The following is a 23376-nucleotide window of genomic DNA, read 5'->3' on the forward strand; positions in this document are numbered from 1 at the left end:
CAGCATGATAGACGCAATTAACAGCTCGCTGTTCAGCCCAATTGGCGAAGATGGCATGATAGGTATACTGCTGATATTAAATGGTTTGAAGGTGACGTTAATCGTCACTTTCTTCGCCATGTTATTAGGCGCAGTGTTAGGCATTGGCACCACCTTTATGAAGATGTCGTCTAAGTGGTATATCCGCTTCCCCGCCAATCTTTATGTCGGTGTTATCCGTGGCACGCCTGTGGTTGTACAGTTAGTGATCCTTTACTTCATCGTGCTTTCAGCCTTAGATGTCGATAAAATCACTGCTGCCATCATCGCCTTTGGTCTCAATAGCGGCGCGTATATCTCTGAGATTATCCGCGCAGGCATTCAAGCCGTCGACAAAGGTCAAACCGAAGCGGCCCGTTCACTCGGTTTATCCCAAGCCATGACCATGAAATCGATTATTTTGCCCCAAGCGATCAAGAATATTCTGCCCGCACTCGGAAATGAATTTATCGTGCTCCTCAAGGAAACCGCCGTTATTGGCTTTATCGGTGGCGTTGACCTGATGCGCGCCGGTGAAATCATCCGTAGCCGTACCTTCGAGGACAGTGTGCCCTTATTTACCTGCGCCCTTATTTACCTATTCCTGACCTACAGCTTCACGTTTGTGCTGTCGAAATTTGAAAAGAGGTTGAAACAAAGTGATTAAAATAACCAACCTGCATAAAAACTTCGGCGATAACCAAGTGCTCAAGGGTATTAGCGAGCATATTCGTCAGGGTGAAGTGGTGAGTGTGATTGGCCCAAGCGGCAGCGGCAAGAGTACCTTTTTGCGTTGTATCAATCTGTTAGAGCAGCCAAGCCAAGGCGATATCGAAATTGAGGGTCAATTGATCACAGCGCCAAACGCCTGCGTCGATAAACTGCGGCAAAAAGTGGGCATGGTGTTTCAAAACTTTAACCTGTTCCCACATAAAACTGTCATCCAAAACATCACCTTAGCGCCCATTAGTCTAAAACTGATGACGCCAGCTCAGGCCGAGACCAAAGCCCTCGACCTACTGGCACAGGTTGGCTTGAGTGACAAAGCCAATGCCTATCCCGCCAGTTTATCGGGCGGCCAAAAGCAAAGGGTTGCCATTGCCCGCGCATTAGCAATGGAACCAGACTTGATGCTATTTGATGAGCCAACATCGGCACTCGACCCAGAAATGGTCGGCGATGTGCTAGACGTGATGAAAGACTTAGCGCTAAAGGGCATGACCATGGTCATTGTCACCCACGAAATGGGCTTCGCACGGGATGTATCCGATCGAGTGATCTTTATGGACGGCGGTTATGTAGTTGAATCGAGTCCGCCAGATGAGCTATTCACCCATCCCAAAGAAGCCCGTACCCAAGCGTTTTTAAGCAAAGTATTGCGCTAGCTTAAGCGGCTTTAGTTAAATTCATTATTGGAGGCAGGGGCGGATTGCCATCTTGCATAGCTCTCTGGCTTGCCTTTTTAGCACTAGCGTAACCTGTAGATTTAAAAGAGATACGTAACCCACTTTTAGACAGAAGCACGTAAAAAATAGAGGGTTAGTACGACAAAATGACTTGTTACTTGGTAACTTAAATGCTGACTCCTACGGATGGGCGAGCCATGGCATTCGCTCATCGACTCGCAGCCAGTCCATCCGTGGATGCTCGACCGCCCCGTCCATGGGGCGGACGGTCGTCTCGCAAATCACCCTAGCTCACCTTTTTGGCATTAGCGTAATCTGTAGATTTAAAAGCCTTATGCAGCACGCTTTTGGACATTTCCGAGTTAGACTTTTAGCTCGAATGAGTGAGTTTCGAATTAAAATTTCTATGTGTAACGCTCCATTAAGAAGCTTTTAATTGTTGGTCATAATGTGAAGCGACGAAGAGCCTGACAAACTGTTAAAGTCTAGCTTGAATGGCTTGCTATGTTTTTTTCATACGGTGCCATATGAAAGCGGGTGTTTTTTTAAGCTTTTGATATTGAGATAATCCAGATAAAGACTCAGTAAACCCACTTGCTGCACCGAGTCCTAACATTGCTAAAAATGGTATAGCTGAGCCACCACTAACAATTGATGCAGACAAACCACCTAAACTAACCAATGAACCTTTAGTAAAACCTGATTTCATAGCACTTAGGCTATTACTAACCTCTTTAATTTGAGGTTCAATCTCACTAGAAAACAACCTCCTAGCTCTTCTATTGAATTCATTACCTTCATAGCCAGAAAGCTCACCCGATAGGTCGAGTAAAGTTTCATTAAAGCGTTGATATAGTTTTGGGTTTTTCGTACGAAGAGTGAGTATTGTTTCGGGGCAATCAATATTCAAGAGACTACCATTAGCATCGAAAAAGCCCTTTGCCTCTCCTCCTTGGTTAGGGGGCGTCTCAGTTGTCATATTTAACAATCTAGCTTCGAATGGTGACTCAGTTATATAAGTATGGCCTAGCTTTTGAGAAATACTTGACTCAGTGGATATTCCAATTAATCGTGCTCGCATAGCTTGGTTAATTGTTTGATAAGACCAAAAGTCAAATTTTTCTTTGCTTAATGTACCCTTATGGTCCCATACCATATTTAATTTAAAAAATTCAGAATTATCATCATCGGATTCAGCAACGCTTGTCTGAAATAAATAAAGGCTTACCCCATTTTGCCAATAATCATTTTTAAAGCTAACATTTAAAGCCATTCGACGATTAATATGTGCAAGCTCGGATAGCACATACATACCGCCGCTCTCATTTGAAATAACAGAGTTTTGGACTGCATTATCATGAATATAGTCATGGATTCTTTCAGGAATAGACGATTTAAAAGCATCGTCTGAAGCTAAAATTGGAATTTCATTTCCATTAGGCTGAACGAGATCTAATAATGGATAAATTCTTACAATATCAGCTCGAATTAATTTAAAAAAATACGAAAAAAGGTTAAGCCCCTTCATTAAGTCTTTGTATCGAATATCTCCTCTAACCATCAATGGGTCATCTATTATTTGCGACTCATATATCAAAGCCGAGGCTAAAACTTTTGAGTTAGTTAGAGCAACTGATGTAGAACTGTATAAACCACTTAACCTACCTGATACTGAAAAACCATTTAATTCTAAGGGGAATTGAAAAACTCTTGACTGTATATAGGCAGATATTCTTTTGGATACCTCATGATCAGGTAAAGAGGATATATCACAGACTGCCCCCTGGGCATTCAGTAACCCAACTTCAATCAACGTATCTAATGCTAAGTTACTCAAAAGTTTCTCCTAAAACATAAGCCAGCTATTAAGGTGTGCCCCATAAAACCAACAAAGCGCACTGAACTCCATACCAAAACTGCCGAGTGTAATTCATGGCCTTGTTAGCACACTATATTTCGTTGAGCTCCAACTTCATTTGCTCTTTTAAAGCTTCTCGACTAATCAACACTTTAGATCCGCTTGCAGTTAATCTAGTTTGGTATGGCGTTACATTTGAATTATCACTAAAATGATCAGGTGTCCCCATGAATCTAAGCATGGTTACTGCATCGTCATAGGATAACTTTATATCTAGCGCAAGCTGGTCCAACAGAGCATCAATTTGAGGGGTTGCGATTAACCTTATACTGCTAGACTCATGTGTAACTTTAATCTGTTCTTTATTTAACTCGTTGAACAAGTGCATAATCTCAGCATTAAAGTCCAAAATACTTTGAGTTGATGTTTCCTCACATTCCGATAATTGCCCTGTAAGTAACCGCTGAAACATTGGAGGGAACCTTTCAATAAACACTGAGTTACACTTGGCATTAAACTCGTCAATTAAACTAAAAAATTTGGTGAATTGTGCTCTTTTATCTTCATATTTATACTTCCGTTTTTCAATATCTAGCAAATGCTCTTTCTTGACACTTTCAAGTTCTGCTGCATGTTTAGTTATGATTTTTTGCTTAGCACTTTCTAAAGACTGAATATCCTCTTTTAATGCTTTATTCGTGCCTTTCGCCTTTGTATAAGCAGTAAAATAAAGCAATAAAGCTCCAATAATGGAAGCAAAACCATGTGTAAGCATATCAGTTGTATTCATCTAATCTTTAAACCTTCCACTAGAGTGCTAACGTCTTAGTATTTGTGCACTACGCTGTTTGCAGGGCATAAATCGCTTGTTGGACTTGGCCGATGCCTTATCCAGATTAATTGGTATTCTTCATGCTATAGGTATTTGCTTTATTGCGGTAGCGGTTTTTATGCAGTTTGAAGGGTAATCACTTGATATTGTGTTAGCTTTATCATTATTTAATTCTCACGTCAGGCAGATTGTTTACCTTGATTGACAGCATTTTGGCCTCGCATTCAGGCTGATACTCGTACCACATTTTCTCATTGGCTAACGTAATTTCGGTTGGATAACTTATAAGGTCAGAGCTCTGTAGCATTACTAAAATTGGGGCAATCTACTGATGTTGGAGATAGCTCAATGCCACAGTGCTAACTAAGAATGGGGCAATAGCTTTTTAGCTAAACGAACAGCAGAAGTGTTAGTTAAGATTGGCATTGTTGCAACTGTGACCGTTGGCGGCATGGATGCCGTCGTCGAGCCCTCAGGGACGAGTTTATGGCGAGTCACAGGGGAAACAATGACAATGACAATGACAATGAATGCTGCACAACTGACAACAAAGTTATCTTGCTTTGGGGCAAAAAAGTGACAATAAATTCAGGATGACTAAAGGTTCCTTTACCTCGGCTTTGGAGGGTTAATAGCCATTCAACTAAGGCAGCTAAAGCTTTGTCCTAATCTTTGCTGCCAGCATCTGTCCCTGATATTTATCTATAATTTCCCTACAATTGAAATCGAGCTTCAACGGTAAAGACACCGATTCCCGATCCAAAATCTCAATTAAACGACTTGGCGTTTTACTCATTTTTGGCGTTGCATCGGCATACAGTTTCAAAAATTTTTTGAAACTAATACCTGTCTTGATCACATTGTTTTTTACTTAAACCTGCTTAAAATGCTGCCATTGAATTTGTATTCCTGATGATTTGGAGCTGTTACATGAGTGATTTAAGTTTCTTCGCCAAAAAACGTTACACCACTAAAGCCTTTGATCCAACAAAGACGATTCCAGCGGAAAAAATTGCAGACATCAAAACCCTACTGCAATTCAGCCCCTCGTCAGTTAACTCACAGCCTTGGCATTTTGTATTAGCAAGCACGGCCGAAGGTAAAGCTTTAATCGCCCAAGCAACCGAGAATTATGCCTTTAATACCCAAAAAATCCTCAATGCTTCCCATGTGGTGGTGCTCTGCACTCGCACTCAATTAGATGAAGCGTATTTGCTGCAAATCCTTGAACAAGAGGAAAAAGATGGCCGCTTAGCTAATGAGGAAGCAAAACAAGCCCAGCATAATGGCCGTTCTTTCTTCGCCAACATGCATAAATTTGAGATGAAAGATGCCCAACATTGGATGGAGAAACAGGTCTATTTAGCGCTCGGCACTTTAATGCTCGGCGCAAGCGTATTAGACATCGATACTTGTCCGATTGAAGGTTTTGATGCCACTAAAATGAATCAAGTCTTAGGCTTAAGAGAGCAAGGTCTATGTGCCTGCGTAGTTGTCGCTATGGGTTATCACGCAGAGGATGATTTCAACGCTAAATTGCCTAAGTCTCGCTTAGATCAAGAGGTGATTTTTACTGAAATCTAGCCCTCATATTAAGTGAATAATAAAAATGCCCTTGATTTAATGTGATATAAACAAGGGCATAATTTTTTGCACCCTAGCGCTCTTCGCCGACAATATCCAAAAACCTGCCTGCCATTAACGGCTTATTTGCACAAGAAGCCATCTAAAGTAGGAGTAAACCACCACGGTATTGCTCTAAAATTCATCTTTGCCTACACTTTGCCTCTATGGCATGATTTGCTGCACAGTCCAGAACGGCATAGCTTAGTGGATCATCGTTTATCGTCGTTTCGAGTCATCTTTTTTGCAGCCCAGCGGTTTTATCGGCGCATTGGTCACACTCACAATTTAGGATGGGACAGTCAGTATGTTATTTGCCAAACCCTCGCTCACTGAAGAACCTCAATCGATTCGAGTTGCAAACACTAAGGGCGATAACCCACTGATTTGGCCGTTACTCACGGTTTTACAAGCCTCGAACCAAAGTTGGAAAATCCATCACTTAGCCACAGAATTACAAACTCAAGGGCTGATCCACCAGCTTGATGAAAATCCGGGTAACGATTTATTCAAACGTAACTTCCTGCTGATGAACGCCTTGTTTGAACTGCAGGAAATATTACTGCCAAAGCAATGGCTGCAAGTCAAAGCCATGGAAATCCAGATCTTCCGCTTAGTCCCATCGAACGTTAATCTTCTGATTATGCAAGATACTTCCCTACGTGAGTATTATCTCGATTGGAATAACTACGACACCAGCGAAAACGTAGTGCGTGAATTACTTGAGGCTTTCTGGAGCAATTATAAGAGCTATATTGGCTTAAATATCAATCTGATGAACAAGGGCAATGCACTGCGAGTTTTCGAATTAGACGAGAGTGCTACCGCCCGCGATATCCGCAAGCAATGGCGCCGTTTAGCGCTCAAGTGGCACCCAGACCGACCCGATGGTGATGCGGCGCGGTTTCGCGAAGTGTGCGAAGCGTGGCAGTCACTTAGGGACATTGCCTAAGCATTTCACCAGCGAGAGCACTTGCCATTAATCAACAACTATCGAATCGTTACCTGTCGACACCTATCGATTTAGCGGTGTGATCCTGTCTGCACTATTGCGACGCCAAGGCAATGCTAAAGTAAATCTTAGGTAAAACTTCCATTGGGATCACAGATTTAGCCCAGTCGCGACTGGCCAATTCAGTCATAATTAAGCCTTTCCATTTAACCTGAACCTATGCGTTACGCTGGCATTTTGGCTAGCTAAACTTCTAGATTGAAGCTCACTTTATGGCTTCTGTTGGCCGTTAAATATCAACGATACCCACAACTGACACAGTGAATTCAATCCCACCGAATTTGAGGAAACTATGATTAAACAATTAGCCTTGGCTGTTACCTTAGCAATTGCGCCCTTGAGCAGCTTTGCCGCCAATTTTGTTGAAGGCACACATTACACTCAAATCTCGGCCAAAGCGCCTAGCAGTGAACCTAAACTGACTGAATTCTATTCATTTTATTGCCATAACTGCTTCAATATGGAAACCAACTATTTGCCTGATATCAAGGCAAACCTCAACAAACAGATAAGTTTCGACAATAAACATGTCGACTTTATGAATAGCGACATTGGTACCGAAGTGATGCGCTCTTTGGCCGTGCTCCAAAGCCTTGATAACAAAGACGCCTTAACCCATGCCATGTTTACCGCAATCCAAGGTGCAGAGGGCGCAAACGGCCACGATCATAGTGCACCTGGCCATCAGCACGAGCCGCAAATTAACAGCCGTGATGACATCAAAAAAGTCTTCGCCCAATTTGGTGTCGATGCTGCTAAATACGACGAATTAGCCGACAGCAAAAGCACCGATGAAAAGCTGGCCCTGTGGCGCACTCAGCAAAATGAATTCAAAATCGACAGCGTCCCCGCCTTTATCGTGAACGATAAATACGCAGTAAATTTAAACAGCATCAAAACCTTAGATGAGTTGATTGGATTAATTAACTATCTTGCCGTTGAGAAAGATGCCGCGACCGCTAAAACCTCATCGGGTGGCAGCCTAGGCTGGTTATTTTTAGTCTTCGCCGCCGCAATTGGTGTGACACGTCTGCAACGTCTTAGCTAAACCAGACACAAGCGTTAATGCAAGGCACCGTCAGCATAAAAAATGGCCTCCAAATTAGGAGGCCATTTTTATTCGCATTCGATACAAGCTTGCAATATAAGTACATAATTCAATCGCCTATATAAACACAGTCACTTAGTGATATTTTCCAATCTATTATTGGCGAATAAAATCGAGAATATGGCTCGCTGCCAAGACTAAATGTACAATCAAGAAACCGATAAAAGCCTGCGCAAAAATTTGATGATAACTGCGCCACGCCAGCGCTGTGGGTGTGCCTTGAAATAACAACCAAGCGACACCCGTAATCCCAGTCGCCACCAGCAACAGCATGCCTATACCTTCGATGGCACTAAATAACCCTTTGCCACCTGCGACGGGGAATTTGCCTTTTGTGAGTCCAAGCATATCCTGTTTTAACTGCGCCCAATCGCCAGCTAGCCAACCAAAGTATTGGTGCCATTTGCCATGCAAGGTATTGCTGAGTAAGAACAATATCCCCAGCACTGCGCACGCTAAACCTAGATACACATGCAAATAGTCCCAAAAACCGGCGTTATCGGGTATCCGTCGGCCCATAAAAATCCACGGGCTGGCACACACGAGTAAACTACTCGATATCACAATCCACACATGCAGATACGCCATCATGACTCGGAACAAGGAGCTGAGTTTACTCATCATATTTTTCATCCTACTTAATGCTTCCTTTGCCCTTTGCGATGAATGCATTCGTGACGGCTTAATGAGCGCGAATAAAGTGGGCTAGGGGCAAAACGCGGCGCCGTGATTTAATGCCAAAATTAGGCGCGATGGATCTGCTCACCAAAATCAGCCACTTTCTGCCAATCCGTGTATTCCACATTCGTAACAGGATCTGTAGGCCCTTTAGTTAGCCACATGATGAAACGGATAATATTTCTATCTAAGGCGTTATAGCCTTGGTAATTCAAATTACCACCAAAAACCCGCAACAACTGTGGCCGCCAAGTAGTTTTACTTAAGAATGCCTGCATATAAGGATTAGTTTCTGGCGTGTTTTTCTCGGGTTTACGTGCCACTAAGCTAACGGAGAAAAAACCACTGACCTTATCCGTCAACACGGCTTGATGCTTTTCGATAAATTCGTACAAGCTAGGATTATGTTTACCATGGCGAATACTGGCGCCTATGATGATTTTATCGAACTCAGTGAGCGCGGGAGCGGCCTTGATATCGGCGGTAACCACGTCATTGTCCAAGGCCGTTAACTGCTGCGCGAGCTTAGTTGCAATCTTTTGGGTCTGGCCGTGAACACTAGAATAAATGATGAGAATTCTTTTCAATTTAGCCTCGATTAATCCCAAGTAAAATAACCATAAGCGGCCTAAAAAAACTGTTACTGGCGGCTTAATTTCGACTCTCTATGCCCGTTTGGCACATCAAGTGACATCACCACGCACAGACTAAATACACAAAAAGCAGCGATAGACACTCAGAGTCATTGGCATTCCCGTGGGATTTAACTGGGTATGCAAACGTAAAACAACCATTAAGATATTTCATATTAGGTGATTTACCCTGCAATTTACATGAAATAGATCACGGGCTTAGCCCCAAACCACTCAGGTATATGCGGTAGTTTTAGCAAGCTCACAAAAAAAGGCAAACCCTGAGGTTTGCCCATACTGAAATACAGTAAACAGGATGAATCGACAAATCATCCTGTCACGCTTTACAAAGACATTAAAAATGCAATGACTTGCTCACGTTCATTTTTAGATAAATTCATAAAGGCAATTTGACTCTTTTCAGCTTCACCACCATGCCACAATATCGCTTCTTCTAGGGTTGCGGCTCGTCCATCATGTAAGAAACCGGCTTGAGGATTAACCGTCTGAGTTAAACCTATACCCCATAGTGGCCTTGTACGCCATTCGTTTCCCGAGGCTAAAAAGTCTGGTCGGCCATCGGCGAGCCCTTCGCCCATATCGTGTAATAATAAATCAGTGAAGGGATATATCTTCTGTCTTTTTAAGCTATCACTCATGGCTCGTCCACCAATGTCGCCACTCGTTTTAGTGGTATAAGAGGGCACATGACAAGCGGTACAATTAAGTTGAGTGAATAATCTCGCCCCCTCTCTTACATTCGGTTGAGCGACATTCCGCCTTGCAGGAACGGCCAAGGTTTCAGCATAAAAAACAACAGCATCACTGAACTCAGCTCCGACTTCAGGCGCACCATTTTCATCTTCCCCTGTATCAATAAAACCTGTTCGAGTGAGATAAGCATCATGTAGCGCCGTACCTTTGATACTTTCATCGGGGAATAAAGGGTTGGTTATGCCAATATCGCCACGCAGTGCACCTAGGGATTGTACACGCACACTTGGGGTATTCGCCTTCCAACCAAAACGGCCTAAAGACACAGGTTCCTGATCACCCGCTTGTGCCTTCACAGCATCAAAAACATAGTTTGCCCTTGCAGAAATCCCATCATGATTGGCATCATTTTCATCGACATGTTGCAAAATATCCTCCTGCGCAATCGCTTCGAGCAAACCTAAGCCAAATACTGGCATTCCATTACGCCATCCCATTAACACATCGTCTTGCAAAAGATTTGAGGTCAAATTGGGGCTTTGCTTAGTTTCTCCTGGCGCATCATAGGGGTTTTCCACTTCAAATAGCGGCTTCTTCAATAAGACTTCAGTACCGTCTGGGTAAGTCACTGATTTTGTCTCATAAGATAAGTAAACATCCGCTTGCCCAATAAACTGATTCTGTTGCCAATCACCACGTGCTTGCAGTACGCCTCGATGAAACAGTTGTCCGCCGAAATCAGGTACTGGAATGGGTGCACAATAATCATTACTCACATCGCCTTTAATACAGACGTCATTGGCAGCCTTACTTATCCGCAAAAAGATGCCCGCATCTGATCCCAGTTTGACTCGTGCCTGACCTGCGCTGACTTGTGGAGTCGAGTTGCGTCCATCACGTTGATGGCATGCATTGCAGTTAGCGTTATTAAATACGGGGCCTAAACCATCTAACTCAGGGTGTTCAGCGTTTGGCGCCGTGGTAAAAGAAGTCTCAAAAAACTTATCGCCCGCCATGTGCAGCGCAAGTTCTGTCGCTGTTAGATTTACCGATGGTGTAGAGAAACCATGTCCTGAATTGCCTGCATCAAAGGTTGTCGTTGCGCCGCCGCTGGCAGTGATATCCGTATATTCAGGATAAACAATAGGTTCAGGTATGGGTGTATCAACATCTTGTGCATCGCCACTGCCACCACAGGCGCTCAGCTGTAAACAGCCAATGAAAAATGCAGGTAATAAAACGTGTCTGTTATTCATCAAAAATCTCACACAAATAAAATGACAAAGCAGCAACTATGCAATTGCATCCTTGCTGCTTAAGACATAACTCACCAAACGGGTTCCGTCGTTTAGCGTCATTTCATGACAATGCGAAGAACCTCTATCGCCTTAGCATTGCTCTGAATATGAAATTAAGATTTCCAACGAGAAAGTAATGGTATGACATCAGACTCAAGTGTGGTTTTCAGCTTAGTCAAGGCATCCACAGCCACTTGAATTCGCGCTCTTCCCGCATCATCTTTAATCGCTTGGCGGAAAGGCTGTTGATTGCTGCCGGCAATAGCGCGGATCTTGATAATGGCATCATCGATTTCACTGCTAACACGTGTCGCTAAGTTCGCATCGGCAGCGGCCACGAAGTTAATGATGCCCTGACGATCACTGTTACCGGTAAACTCTCCTTGATATACATTTCGTACACCAATGATGTTATTGGCAAAGTCATCTAATGAGTTCCAAGAATATTGCGACTCCACCTTTGAAGTATCAGCGGTGGCAAGGGAATCACCAAAGGGATCAGCAATCTTACCGTTACCGACCTCATCGACAATCGCAATCATGCCATTGATCAACTCTTCAACTACAGCCAATTGCGATGAGTAAATAGTATTGCCTGCTACACCGGGATTCTTCAGCAACTCAGCGTAGGGTTTAGCGGCAGCATCTTGCGGATTGTGGTTTATCTGCCAAGCATCGTAGAGCTGCTTAGTGTAATCGCGGAACACTTCGGCCAATGCAATGAGATACTCACGTTCTTTTGCTGTTAACTGACTGATAGGTTTAGTATTACCATTCACACCATCGCCGAATAATAAAAATTCAATGGTATGAAAACCTTGTACATCATCGTTCCAGCCCTTAATCGTCTCAGCATCAAAACCTGAGTTAGTATTTAGCTGTGTTTGTAGATCGGTCGTATTAAGTGGCCAGCTATCAAGATGTGGATCGATGCTAAGTGAGTCAACTGGGCCAAAAATATGTGATTCACCTTGTTCCCAAGGTAAACGTGCCGCTTTCCACGCAGCTTGAGCTGCGTCTAAATCCGCTTGTGCTGTTGAGTTAGTTAGCTTCTGAGTCGCCAGTAAAAGTGCTTCCGCTTTCGCGGCTAAGTCCGCATAACCAGCCACGATAACGTCATCGGTCAAGTTAATGATCATCTCAGTGGCGGCGTAACTAAAGCGATTATCCGGTGTAGTTGGTGTTGTGGGCGTTGAATCATCCGATCCAGAACCACCACAGGCAGCTAAGGTACTCATAAGGGCGATGGCTATTGCCGTTTTACGTAATGTCATAGTGCTTAATGTCCTATTTGTTCCATCAAAAGTGAATGTGACTAGAGCGAAAATTGATAACCCACGCCAAGGGCGAAGAAATTAGTATCTGGAATGCTCGCGACAGCCACTTGTTGTAAGCCTGCTTCCGCTTTAATCACTATCTGTGGGATAGGGAAATAGTTAATACCGACACTGGTCCAAGTATTTTCAAAACGCTGAGTCGCTGTGCCAGTTTCGACTTCCATCAAAGGATTGGAATAATCTATGTTGGCAAATACGGTTAACGGAAGAGAGGTGAAATGATTCAAATCGATGCCAGCTTCAACAAAGAAAGCCTGTGACTGCGATCCTAACTGTGCGAAGTTACCGGGCCTTAAGCCTGGCGTTGTTTTATTTGCTTGAGTAATGGCATCGCTGTCGCTCAAGGTACCGTAGAGATACTGACCGCGTAAGATCCAAGGACCTTCAACATAAGCCGCTGCGACGGACACTATGCTAACTGTGCCATCCACATTGATTTTATTACTCTTGTGACGATTACCACTGGTATTGCCATAGTAGTAAGCGACACCAACGGCGGAACCTTTCTTAAAGTTGCCGTAATCTAAACGTCCTGCAAATGCTAAATCGTCGCCATTAACATGCTCGAATCGTTTTTGATGACCCGACGCTGCCCAATCATAGGTTCTAAAATATTCTGAATTGAGACCACTGATAATTTGGGCCTGATAGTGGAAATCAGCCATTTCACCATATATACCGATACCGTTTTCATTCCAAACGGCGGGGATCATGGCGGCTTCGCTTCGATGACGCATCACGGTAAGATATTGATTTGGTTTGTGCAGCATACTGGTCAAGCCAATAGGAACATGGATATTACCAAATTTAATACCAAAGGCTTTAGACGGACGATAACGCAGCTCAGCCTTTTCGATCATCACCTCTCCGCCAGCTTCGACTTCTGTTTCAAATTCACCGAACTCATCAAAACCATCGTATTCTAAAGCGACGCCTGTGCCGCCATGCTCATACTCTATCTCGACTTCCATGCTCCAAGCATCGGTAAATTGATAGCCGAACTCAGTTACAACACGTTCTAAATCGAAACGATTACGGCGCTCTGGTGTGGTGTCTTGGACGTTATCAAAGTACTCATCACTGGTATAAACGGCGGTACCGTAGGATTCAAATGAAAACTTGCTAAGTTTATCGGCGGCGGTTTCAACACGATCTACCGCGACACTGGTCTTAGTTTGATAGTCTGTCTGCTGAACTTGCTGCTGTTTCTGTTGCGCAGCTAATTCTGATAACTGCTGCTTTAATTCTTGTAATTGAGCCTCTTGCCTTTCGATAGCCTGCTCTAAAATCGCAGGGTCCGTCGCTGCCTGTGCAGTGCAATTAACACTACCTATGAACGCAGTGACCATGATGGCCAATGAACTCAACTTTAACTCTGCTCTCATTTCTTTCTCCGCGCTGTGTAACAGCTTCCCCGTAAATGCGCGAACAAAATAGATCAATTGAGAATGATTTGCATTAGAATTTACAATTAAATTTACAAACAAATTACATTAGTATCTGATTGTATACCGGATCTGATGGCCGTATTTTTATTCAAAGAAATCGCTATATTGATTCATAAACCACACACTCTTTAAGCGTTAAGTGATCTAGCCTATTAGCCAAAAAAGCATTAGCATTTGCACACTTATCGCCTGAGTCCATATCCATGAAATCCATTCAAACCAAAGATCCTAAAGCACTCTTGCTGTGGATGACCTTTGTGATGTCGCTTGTGTTTGCCGTTTGGCAGGCACTGCTCAATAACTTCGTGATTGAAAAAGCCCAGTTCACCGGTGCTGAAATCGGCATGTTACAAAGCCTGCGCGAGATCCCAGGTTTCTTGGCTTTCACCGCCATTTTTGTGCTTTTACTCATTCGAGAACAAGCCTTCGCCCTACTCTCGCTGGCCTTGCTTTGTATCGGCGTGGCGGTGACAGGTTTCTTTCCTCAAGTCATCGGCTTGTATCTGACGACTGTGTTGATGTCCGTCGGGTTTCACTATTTTGAAACCATCAACCAATCACTAACGCTGCAGTGGGTCGATAAAAAAGATGCGGCGGGTTTTATGGGTAAAGCACTGGCGTGGCGCTCGGCCGCAGCCTTAGTGGGTTATGCCAGTATTTGGCTAGTGATGACCTGGTTGAAGTTAGACTATCAACACATGTATTTAATTATTGGTGCGTTAGGTCTGGTCATGGTGCTGACCATGACTTGGTATTACCCTAAATTTGAGACCACGGAAGTACAACATAAGAAAATCATTCTGCGTAAGCGCTATTGGCTCTATTACCTGCTGACCTTTTTCTCGGGTGCGAGACGGCAAATTTTTATGGTGTTTGCGGGCTTTATGATGGTCGAAAAGTTTGGTTATAGCGTGAGTGAAATTACCGCGCTGTTCTTAATAAACTATGTCGTCAATCTGCTGTTTGCGCCTGCGATTGGGCGGTTTATTGGCCGAATTGGTGAGCGTAATGCGCTGACAGTGGAATACGTCGGACTCATCATAGTCTTCATCAGTTACGCCTTAGTCGAGCAAGCACACATGGCGGCAGCGCTGTATGTGATCGACCATTTACTGTTTGCTATGGCTATCGCGATGAAAACCTATTTTCAAAAAATTGCCGACAGCAAAGATATTGCCGCCACTATGTCGGTCAGTTTCACCATTAATCACATTGCCGCAGTGATTATTCCTGTGCTTTTGGGCTTATTATGGTTAACCGATCCCGCCTTGGTATTTTACATAGGCGCAGGCTTTGCCGTATGTTCGTTAATTCTGGCGCTCAATGTACCGCGCCATCCTGAACCGGGTAATGAAACCTTATGGTCTTGGACGAGCAAAAAAGAGAAATCCATCGCTAAAGCGATCGAATAAAGCGATCGAATAAAGCGATCGAATAAAGCGGCATAATTACGGGCCAAGGAATAAGCTAAGCTCAATGTTGAGTCTAGAACTAAACGCTAAAGTGATCGCCATCTAAGCTAGGCACTCAAGCGAGCTATTCAAACAAGATATTCAAGTTAAATGCTAAAGCTAGGCAAACAAGTTAAACAGATAAAGGTGAGCGCTTTGCTCTCACCTCCCCACCAATGCAGGCTCAAGGATTAACGCGATGAAGGATTCAGATATTTTAATGTTGGCAGAAGAAGGCGAGTCAACATCCGAGGCATCTGCTCGCAAAAAAGCCCTGCTACTCGGCCGTCAATTAGGCTTAGCCAGTGAGCAAGAATATCGCCCTGCGAATGCTTCCATCGCCGAACGCGCCCAACATAGAGCCCGCAAGTTATCGAGCCAGTATCAAGCCAATGTTGAAACCATTTTTGCCTTAGCCCTCAGTTATACGCCATCGGATGTGACTGGAGTCGATCTCGATCCCGATTGGAGTCATCAATTCTTTTTGATGGCGGAGCAAATCCATAACCGCAGAATGCAAGACTTGTGGGCACGGATATTATCGAGCGAGATAGTTAATCCCGGCAACTTCAGTCTGCGCACCTTAGCGCTACTCAAGCAACTGACGCACAGGGAAGCACAAATCCTTGAAAAAGCCCTCGGCATGGCGGCTAAAGTCAATAGCGAACAACGTCTAAAACTCATCAGCGGCTATCGCTTATCCGGTGGTATTGGCCAGTATTTTCGTAAAACGACCTCAGTCAATTTAGGCTTATCCCAGTTTGGCCTACCCTACTCGAGCATTCTGACCTTAGTCGATGCGGGAATACTGCACAGCAGCGAGTTCGAAACCGGCTTACTTAACAACAAAACACCGATTCAATTTGCCCTGCAAGGCATACAAATGAAGCTCACGCCTAAGAGCGGCAATCTGCTTTTTAGCTATTATCGCTTCACGCCGATTGGTGATGAACTGGCCCAACTCGTGCAACCTAAGCCGGATCAAGAATATCTCAAGGCCCTGCAACTCTTGTTCGCTAAGGATTTTAAGATCGAGTAGCGACATAATTGCTTATATTATTGACTAATAAAAATATTTGCTTGAATAAACCCCATCTGTCGCAAATACTCTATGTATAAAAAATGCTCGTTTTATTTATTGAGTGAATAAGGATGCGAATGGCATCTCAAGGATAGAGAGAATGATTAGCCAAGAACAAGATGTCTTTTTTTAGACGAACAGTCTTCACCACAGCACTTCGAAAATCAAAAAACAGTCAAAATACTCACGGTGGACGATGACTCAAACTTCCAACGTTCGACCGCCTTCGCGTTATCTACCCTCAAAGTATTAGATTGTAAAATTGAGCTGGCCCAAGCCTTTAGCTATGCAGAAGCCTGCCAAGTGTTAACGAAGGAAAATGATTTTGCGATCGCCTTAATCGATGTGGTGATGGAAACCGAAGATGCAGGGCTACGGTTAGTCCGTGCCATTCGGGAAGTGCTCGGTAACGAAAAAATCCGCATTATTTTGCTTACAGGTCAGCCTGGTATGGCCCCTATTTTCGATGTAATGCGAAATTACGATATCAACGACTATTGGACTAAATCCGAGTTATCGGCCGATAGACTGCAAACTATCCTCACGACTAACCTACGCTCATATCAACAAATTAGCAGTATTGCCAATGCTAAGCGGGGTTTGCAACTGATTGCCGAGTCCAGCGGCGCGCTCTACACCTCTCGCAATATCAAAGAACTCTCAGGCAAGATGCTGCGACAATTATCCCAGCTATTAAACCTGCCCCATGGCGGCATTGTGTGCGTGAAATCAACGGGGGAATTAACTGAACAGGGTATTTCCCACCAAATTATTGCCGCATCGGGTGAGTTTGAACCTTATTTTGGCTATGCTTTACAGCAGCTTGAGCAGCAACATATCCGGGCACAACTTGAACTTTGCCTCAGCCGCAGGCAGTCTCGTATCGAAAATGACTTTACTTGCCTCTTCTTCCCCGACGAACTCGCTGGCGCCGATTACTCCGTTTATTTAGCTACAGGTAGGCCACTAGATATCACGGAAACTGAACTGATCCGTGTGTTTAGTATGAATATTTGTGGCGGCTTGCATAGCGTGTCGCTCATGAGCCAACTAGATAAGATTGCTTTTGAAGATCCGCTCGTCAAAATCCCTAATCTCAACGTGCTGATCCGCACCTTAGAAGGCGTGCTGGCGGAAGACATTCGTGAAAAATTTAATTTATTGATCATTGATATTGATAAGTTTTCCGACTTTAATCGTGTATTTGGTTCGCCACAAGGCAACGAGATGCTCAAACACGTTGCCTCTTGTTTGCGTGAACACTTTGATGCTTGTGTGTTAGTCGCTCGCCTCAAGGATGATAAATTTGCCGTGCTCGGCCCTAAAACCTTAGTCACCGCCGACATTATTAGCCGACTGTTTATTCAACCCTATCAACAGGGAAAATCGAAGATCACGGTCAATATCAGCACAGTCACACTGCCGCTAGAATTAGCCGATGGCACTGCGGTTGATGCCATAACACAAGTCAACATGGCCCTGAAAACTGCCAAAAAGTTAGGTATTAGACAACATGTGACTTACCAACAAGCCAATGACGATAATGTGGCCTATCACTTCGAACTCTTACAAGCGCTGCAACACAGTATTACCTGTAATGACATCCATATTGCACTGCAGCCGCAAGTCTGTATTAAAACGGGTGAAGTCGTCGGGGTTGAAGCGCTGGCCCGCTGGACCTTGCCAAATGGTCAAAATGTGCCGCCGTTGGATTTTATCCCCATTGCCGAAGCGACAGGTTTGATCACCCAACTCGGTGAGCAACTATTCGTGCAATCTTGCCAAGCACTCTGCGCACTCAATGAGGCGGGCTATACCAATTTGTGTATGGGAGTGAACTTATCGGCTATGCAGTTCGAACAGGAGAACATAGTTGATATTTTAAAGCAGCACATTGCCGACGCTAACATGCCTCCAGGTCAGATAGAAGTCGAAGTCACCGAATCGATTGCGATGCAAAATTTCGAAACTATCCGCAAGCAGTTAAATGACTTACGCTCGATAGATATTAGAGTCGCGATTGACGATTTTGGTACCGGATTTTCCTCATTAGCCTATCTCAGCAAACTAACCTTCGACCGCATTAAGATTGATAAATCCTTTATCGACAATGTCACCTCAGATGATGGCGCCGCTGCGATAGTCGATAGCATTATCTTGTTAGGACAACGCTTCCACATGAATGTGATTGCCGAAGGCGTCGAGACTAAAGAGCAAGCGAAATGGCTAAGCGACCGCGGCTGCCACGATGCCCAAGGCTACTTTTATGCTAAGCCAATGCCACTACCGGAGTTATTAACTTGGCTTAAAAACTACCAAAAAACACCACTATGACAGCGCCATCGCAATTGACTCAGCCTACCTTCTGGGGCTACTGGCTCAGATTCATGCTGCCGTGGTTATTGTTAGTGCCCATACTCACCACTTTGCTTTATCAAAAGCGCCATGAAGATGCCATGGTGCCCTTATACCAAGAGGCGAACACCCTTTTAGGTGATGCAGCTAAAACCATTGCCTACCATATTGGTAATATTAAGCGCGACGCCCTATTTCTTGCTAAATATCAAACACTCCTCGATGCGGCGGCGGGAAATGAGCAAGATCTCACTCAGGTCGAACATTTCTTCGAGAGCTTTAGTGCCGCATCACAAAACTACGATCAAGTACGTTGGCTCGATAATAACGCCTTAGAAAAAGTCAGAGTCAATCTTGTCCAGAATCTCCCACACATAGTTGCTAAACCATTATTGCAATTGAAGGCTAAGCGATATTACGCCATCCAGAGTTTAAGCTTAGCCCCTAATAGTTTTTACTTTTCGCCCTTAGATTTGAATGTCGAAAAGGGAGAAATAGAAAATCCAATCAAGCCCGTATTAAGAGTCACCACTCCCGTGTTTTTACCTTCGGGCGAGCGCCAAGGCTTTATTGCCCTCAATTTTCTCGCCCAATCCATGTTAGACGCCATTGCCAAAATTACGGCGAACAGCAATGTCGAGCTTTCACTGCTGAATAAAGAGGGTTACTGGCTACTCTCATCCAATCCCGAACTCACCTGGGCATTTATGTTTAATCGCCCGGAATTAACCTTAGCTAAGCTCAATCCCGATGCTTGGCAACAGATTACTCAAGATAGCGAAGGTGCCTTTATCACCCCCGAAGGGCTCTGGGATTATGAAAATGTACAAGATGCCACCAACACTTCTGACCAAGATTGGAAACTTGTGATACGGGTCCCCAATGATCAACTCTCAAAGATTAATCAACGCAGCCTGCTAGAAGCGCTCAGTCTAGGGATTTTATTACTGTTACTCGGCGGTGGGATCTGTTGGCGCGCTGCAAAGTCCATGCGAGAACGGGACAAGTTGAATCAAGAGTTAACCGAGCAACAGCAAAAACTCACCCAATCCAATGCCGCGTTAGCCGAATCGTTACAGCACTTACACGACACTCAGCAACAACTCATCGAGACGGGAAAACTCTCGTCCTTAGGCATGATGGTGGCTGGCGTCGCCCATGAACTCAATACCCCAGTCGGCGCTGCACAGGTCACGTTATCGAGCATGAAAAATGAATGCACTAAGTTGCAAACCGCCTTCGAAACGGGTCTTAAGCGATCTGATGTTGATACTTACTTTATTCACTTCCATGAAGGCGCGGAGATAGTGCAAGCCAACTTAAGCAGAGCCGCAACCTTAGTCAGTAGTTTCAAACGCTTAGCCGTCGATAGAACAAGGGAAGAGCGCCGTAGTTTTAAGCTCACGAGCCTCGTTCAGGACATGCTACATACCTCATGGCTGCGGATGAAGAAGCAATCCCATGAGCTCGAAATCGACGTTGATGCCAATATCGAACTGAACAGTTACCCAGGCGCACTCGGACAATCCCTTGAAAACCTCGTCACCAATGCGATAACTCACGCTTTTGAAGGGCGAGTTAATGGTCAAATCAAAATCTCGGCAAAGATGATAGAAGAGCAAATAGTCGAAATCACAGTCTCAGACAATGGCATAGGAATGAGCGAGGAAACAATGAAACAAATCTTCGATCCCTTCTTTACCACTCGTAGGGGAAATGGCGGAACTGGGCTGGGTTTACACTTAACCTATCAACTTGTCAGCCAACTTCTTGGCGGGAAAATTACGGTCAGCAGTACGTTAGGTAAAGGCAGCGTTTTTAGTCTGGCAATCCCAGTAACAGCCCCAGAAGCCGCCGAGCTGAACCTGAATTAACCGGTTATACGCAGCGGCAACAGATAGCTAATACGCTGGCCGATTATGATGCTAAAACTTGATGTCTAAACATGATGCTTGAACTATGGTGTTTGAACACGGTGCTTAAACCATGTCGCTTGAATGTCAGCATTGAACATAGCGGACGCATTGCGCCCAAAACAAAACAGGAGCCCAAGGCTCCTGTTTTTTATGACCATTCAATCACTTGCTAAGGCATGGCTAGGTATAACTAGTCATAACACTAGGCGAGCGCTTTAGCCTTATCGGCATTGATAACATTGATTGCCGTTAGATAATCGATTAAGGCACGCACTTGAGTCGCTAAATCACCTTTGCTGGTATCTATGGTCAATTCTGCCGCTAATGGCGCTTCATAGGGTGATGAAATACCAGTGAAATTACTGATTTCACCACTGCGTGCTTTCACATATAACCCCTTAGGATCACGCTGCTCGCACACACTTAATGGCGTCGACACGTGCACTTCAATGAACTGACTGGCAGGGAAACGGGCACGAATGCTATCGCGCTCCTCACGGGTCGGGGAAATAAAGGCCGATAACACCACAAGCCCAGCATCCACCATTAACTTGGCCACTTCGCCGACACGGCGCAGGTTCTCGTCACGGTCTTCAACCGTAAACCCTAAGTCTTTACACAGGCCATGGCGCACATTATCGCCATCAAGCAAATAAGTGTGGAATCCCGCCTCAAATAACGCCCGCTCTAATGCACCAGCCAGTGTTGACTTGCCCGCGCCAGACAGTCCGGTAAACCAGAGTAATACTGGATTTTGGCCTTTCTGTTCGGCTCTGGCGGCTTGATCTACAGGATGTTGATGCCACACGATATTTGTCATAAAAACTCCTCAATTCCCATGCTGTTAAACGGCTAACACAAGGGCAATAAACTCAAGCTAATCACTAAAATGGAAAGATGATCGGCACCATAAATATCACTATCAGGGAATACAGCACAGATAACGGCAATCCTAGGCGGACGAAGTCACTGAAGCGATAATTACCCGCATTAAATACCATCAAATTGGTTTGATAGCCGTAGGGTGAAATAAAGCTCGCACTGGCACCAAAAACTACGGCCATAATAAAAGGCCTTGCATCGACGCCGTAATTAAGCGCAATCGCGTAGGCGATAGGGAAAGCCAGCGCTGCGGCAGCGTTGTTGGTGACTAATTCAGTCAACAACAAGGTCATAAAATACACACCGACAAAAGCGCCAAACACCCCATAACCATTAATAACCGAGAGTAATCCTTGGGCTAAACTGTCCGCAAGGCCAGTGCTCATCATCAAGTTAGCGAGCCCTAACGCACTCCCCACTATCACCACTAGTTCCAATGGAAAACGGCGTTTAAGCTCAGCCAAAGTAACAGCGCCAATAACAAAATAACTCAGCAGCAGGAGCACTAAACCTTTAGCCAATGGCAATACACCGGTGACACTCAAAACGATCGTGACCGCAAAGCCGAGCAATACCCAACGACCACGGCGACTGTCTAAGCGCACATTCAAATCTAAGCCGCTGATCGCCGCAAATTCTGAACTCAATTTTGCGCTATTGCTGAAACCATCGCCTGGCGTCAATAACAACACATCGCCGGGTTGCAGAATAATGTCGCCAAGCCCGCCCTTCAGCGGATGATTGCCGCGGCGGATCGCCATCACGGCAGCATCGAACTGTTCACGAAAACGCGACTCTTTCAACGAACTGCCGACTAAACGGGATGATGGCGCGAGCACAGCTTCAACTAAATTTTGTCCCTTAGCTTGATGCTTACCAAACCAATCTAAACCATCGAATTGATGCAATAACTCAACCGATTCGACCGCACCACTGAAGCGCAGCACGTCGTCCGCTTGCAGCACTAACTGGGGCGGCACAGGGCAAATACAAATGCCGCTGCGTTCTAGTTCAACCAGATATAACTTCTTCAGCGCCCTGAGTTTGTTATCCACCACACTGCGACCGACTAAGGATGAGCCTTTTGCCACATGGGCTTCGAGCAAGTAAGGCAGCGCCTCTTCACCCGACTCTTCCCGTCTGTCGGGCAGAATGTTCGCTAGTAAGATCAATAACAAGATGCCAGCGACGACGATCACAACCGCGACCGGCGTGAACTCGAAGAATCCTAAGGCGGGTAAGCCGGCGTTCTCCACAAAGGAGTTCACAATCAAGTTGGTCGAGGTACCAATCAGGGTCAGTGTGCCACCTAAAATTGCCGCATAATTTAACGGCAACAATAACTTAGCGGGTGTGTGTGCTTGATTGCGACGCACAACCCCGATAAGCGACGCCACCACCGCAGTGTTATTGGTAAAGGACGACAGCAAGGCGGTCGATAGCCCAAGCTTTGCCATTGTCATAGGCAAAGAACTATTGCCTATGACTTGACTCAACTTACCCAGCAGGGAGGTTTTTTCTAACGCCGTCGCGGCCAACACCAACAGGACGAGTGTGACTAAGCCAATATTTGTAAAGCTTGTTAATGCGGTATCGAGCGCAACCATGCCAAGCAAATAACAGAGCAAAAATGCAAATAAAAACAATACCGCTGGATTGATACGGCCGCTAATTAAGCCAGCCACAAGACCTAACAAAATAATCGCTAACAGCCACAAGTCACTCAC

General features: G+C 44.8%; 18 protein-coding genes. 9 read left to right on the forward strand and 9 right to left on the reverse strand.

Going from position 1 to position 23376, the window contains the following annotated elements; genetic code table 11:
* Nucleotides 1-4 precede the first annotated feature (4 nt).
* Together KV201_RS10895 and KV201_RS10900 are read left to right on the forward strand one after the other, a co-directional pair.
* Nucleotides 5-685, forward strand: coding sequence for an amino acid ABC transporter permease (locus tag KV201_RS10895; protein ID WP_006082866.1), 681 nt, complete (start codon nucleotides 5-7; stop codon nucleotides 683-685).
* On the forward strand, nucleotides 678-1403 hold the full coding sequence (locus KV201_RS10900; protein ID WP_106649618.1) for an amino acid ABC transporter ATP-binding protein: 726 nt from the start codon (nucleotides 678-680) through the stop codon (nucleotides 1401-1403). The genes KV201_RS10895 and KV201_RS10900 overlap by 8 nt, the downstream gene beginning before the upstream one ends.
* A gap of 523 nt (nucleotides 1404-1926) precedes the next feature.
* Here KV201_RS10900 and KV201_RS10905 read toward each other — a convergent pair.
* Together KV201_RS10905 and KV201_RS10910 are read right to left on the reverse strand one after the other, a co-directional pair.
* Nucleotides 1927-3261, reverse strand: a complete 1335-nt coding sequence (locus tag KV201_RS10905; protein ID WP_226059330.1) for a hypothetical protein — start codon at nucleotides 3259-3261, stop codon at nucleotides 1927-1929.
* Nucleotides 3262-3373: 112 nt separating this feature from the next.
* Nucleotides 3374-4072, reverse strand: a complete 699-nt coding sequence (locus KV201_RS10910) for a hypothetical protein (RefSeq protein WP_226059331.1) — start codon at nucleotides 4070-4072, stop codon at nucleotides 3374-3376.
* A gap of 972 nt (nucleotides 4073-5044) precedes the next feature.
* Here KV201_RS10910 and KV201_RS10915 point away from each other — a divergent pair.
* The 3 genes from KV201_RS10915 (at nucleotide 5045) to KV201_RS10925 (ending at nucleotide 7797) form a co-directional block, all read left to right on the forward strand.
* Nucleotides 5045-5698 (forward strand): oxygen-insensitive NAD(P)H-dependent nitroreductase NfsB, encoded by a 654-nt coding sequence (locus tag KV201_RS10915; RefSeq protein ID WP_011847631.1) that lies wholly within the window; start codon nucleotides 5045-5047, stop codon nucleotides 5696-5698.
* 346 nt (nucleotides 5699-6044) lie between these two features.
* Complete coding sequence (locus tag KV201_RS10920; RefSeq protein WP_006082872.1) at nucleotides 6045-6689, forward strand: DNA-J related domain-containing protein; 645 nt, start codon at nucleotides 6045-6047, stop codon at nucleotides 6687-6689.
* Nucleotides 6690-7041: 352 nt separating this feature from the next.
* A complete protein-coding gene (locus KV201_RS10925; protein ID WP_226059332.1) occupies nucleotides 7042-7797 on the forward strand; it encodes a DsbA family protein in 756 nt (251 codons plus the stop codon).
* A 156-nt stretch (nucleotides 7798-7953) separates the two neighbouring features.
* Here the strand turns inward: KV201_RS10925 and KV201_RS10930 are convergent, their stop codons facing one another.
* The 5 genes from KV201_RS10930 to KV201_RS10950 form a co-directional block, all read right to left on the reverse strand.
* The gene (locus KV201_RS10930) at nucleotides 7954-8481 is read right to left on the reverse strand and encodes a cytochrome b/b6 domain-containing protein (protein ID WP_226059333.1); all 528 of its coding nucleotides are present in this window, start codon (nucleotides 8479-8481) and stop codon (nucleotides 7954-7956) included.
* Between the two features lie 119 nt (nucleotides 8482-8600).
* On the reverse strand, nucleotides 8601-9122 hold the full coding sequence (gene hemG, locus KV201_RS10935) for a menaquinone-dependent protoporphyrinogen IX dehydrogenase (protein WP_107404864.1): 522 nt from the start codon (nucleotides 9120-9122) through the stop codon (nucleotides 8601-8603).
* 389 nt (nucleotides 9123-9511) lie between these two features.
* Nucleotides 9512-11137: a di-heme oxidoredictase family protein gene (locus KV201_RS10940; protein WP_226059334.1), complete on the reverse strand. Its 1626-nt coding sequence runs from the start codon at nucleotides 11135-11137 to the stop codon at nucleotides 9512-9514.
* 155 nt (nucleotides 11138-11292) lie between these two features.
* On the reverse strand, nucleotides 11293-12453 hold the full coding sequence (locus tag KV201_RS10945) for an imelysin family protein (protein WP_226059335.1): 1161 nt from the start codon (nucleotides 12451-12453) through the stop codon (nucleotides 11293-11295).
* Nucleotides 12454-12494: 41 nt separating this feature from the next.
* A complete protein-coding gene (locus KV201_RS10950) occupies nucleotides 12495-13901 on the reverse strand; it encodes a hypothetical protein (protein ID WP_107402542.1) in 1407 nt (468 codons plus the stop codon).
* A gap of 266 nt (nucleotides 13902-14167) precedes the next feature.
* Between KV201_RS10950 and KV201_RS10955 the strand changes: the two genes are divergently transcribed.
* From KV201_RS10955 to KV201_RS10970, 4 genes are all read left to right on the forward strand, one after another.
* On the forward strand, nucleotides 14168-15376 hold the full coding sequence (locus KV201_RS10955; RefSeq protein WP_226059336.1) for an MFS transporter: 1209 nt from the start codon (nucleotides 14168-14170) through the stop codon (nucleotides 15374-15376).
* A gap of 238 nt (nucleotides 15377-15614) precedes the next feature.
* On the forward strand, nucleotides 15615-16454 hold the full coding sequence (locus KV201_RS10960; RefSeq protein WP_011847636.1) for a TIGR03899 family protein: 840 nt from the start codon (nucleotides 15615-15617) through the stop codon (nucleotides 16452-16454).
* A gap of 231 nt (nucleotides 16455-16685) precedes the next feature.
* Nucleotides 16686-18830: an EAL domain-containing protein gene (locus KV201_RS10965; RefSeq protein ID WP_226059337.1), complete on the forward strand. Its 2145-nt coding sequence runs from the start codon at nucleotides 16686-16688 to the stop codon at nucleotides 18828-18830.
* Complete coding sequence (locus KV201_RS10970) at nucleotides 18827-20725, forward strand: sensor histidine kinase (protein WP_226059338.1); 1899 nt, start codon at nucleotides 18827-18829, stop codon at nucleotides 20723-20725. Before KV201_RS10965 ends, KV201_RS10970 begins: the two co-directional genes overlap by 4 nt.
* Nucleotides 20726-20969: 244 nt before the next feature.
* Here the strand turns inward: KV201_RS10970 and cysC are convergent, their stop codons facing one another.
* Together cysC and KV201_RS10980 are read right to left on the reverse strand one after the other, a co-directional pair.
* Nucleotides 20970-21587, reverse strand: a complete 618-nt coding sequence (cysC, locus tag KV201_RS10975; RefSeq protein ID WP_006082881.1) for an adenylyl-sulfate kinase — start codon at nucleotides 21585-21587, stop codon at nucleotides 20970-20972.
* A 64-nt stretch (nucleotides 21588-21651) separates the two neighbouring features.
* Nucleotides 21652-23376 carry an SLC13 family permease gene (locus KV201_RS10980; protein ID WP_226059339.1) on the reverse strand — a complete coding sequence of 575 codons (1725 nt, stop codon included), beginning with the start codon at nucleotides 23374-23376 and terminating at the stop codon, nucleotides 21652-21654.

This window comes from Shewanella sp. SR1, from assembly GCF_020447145.1.
Classification (GTDB): domain Bacteria; phylum Pseudomonadota; class Gammaproteobacteria; order Enterobacterales; family Shewanellaceae; genus Shewanella; species Shewanella baltica.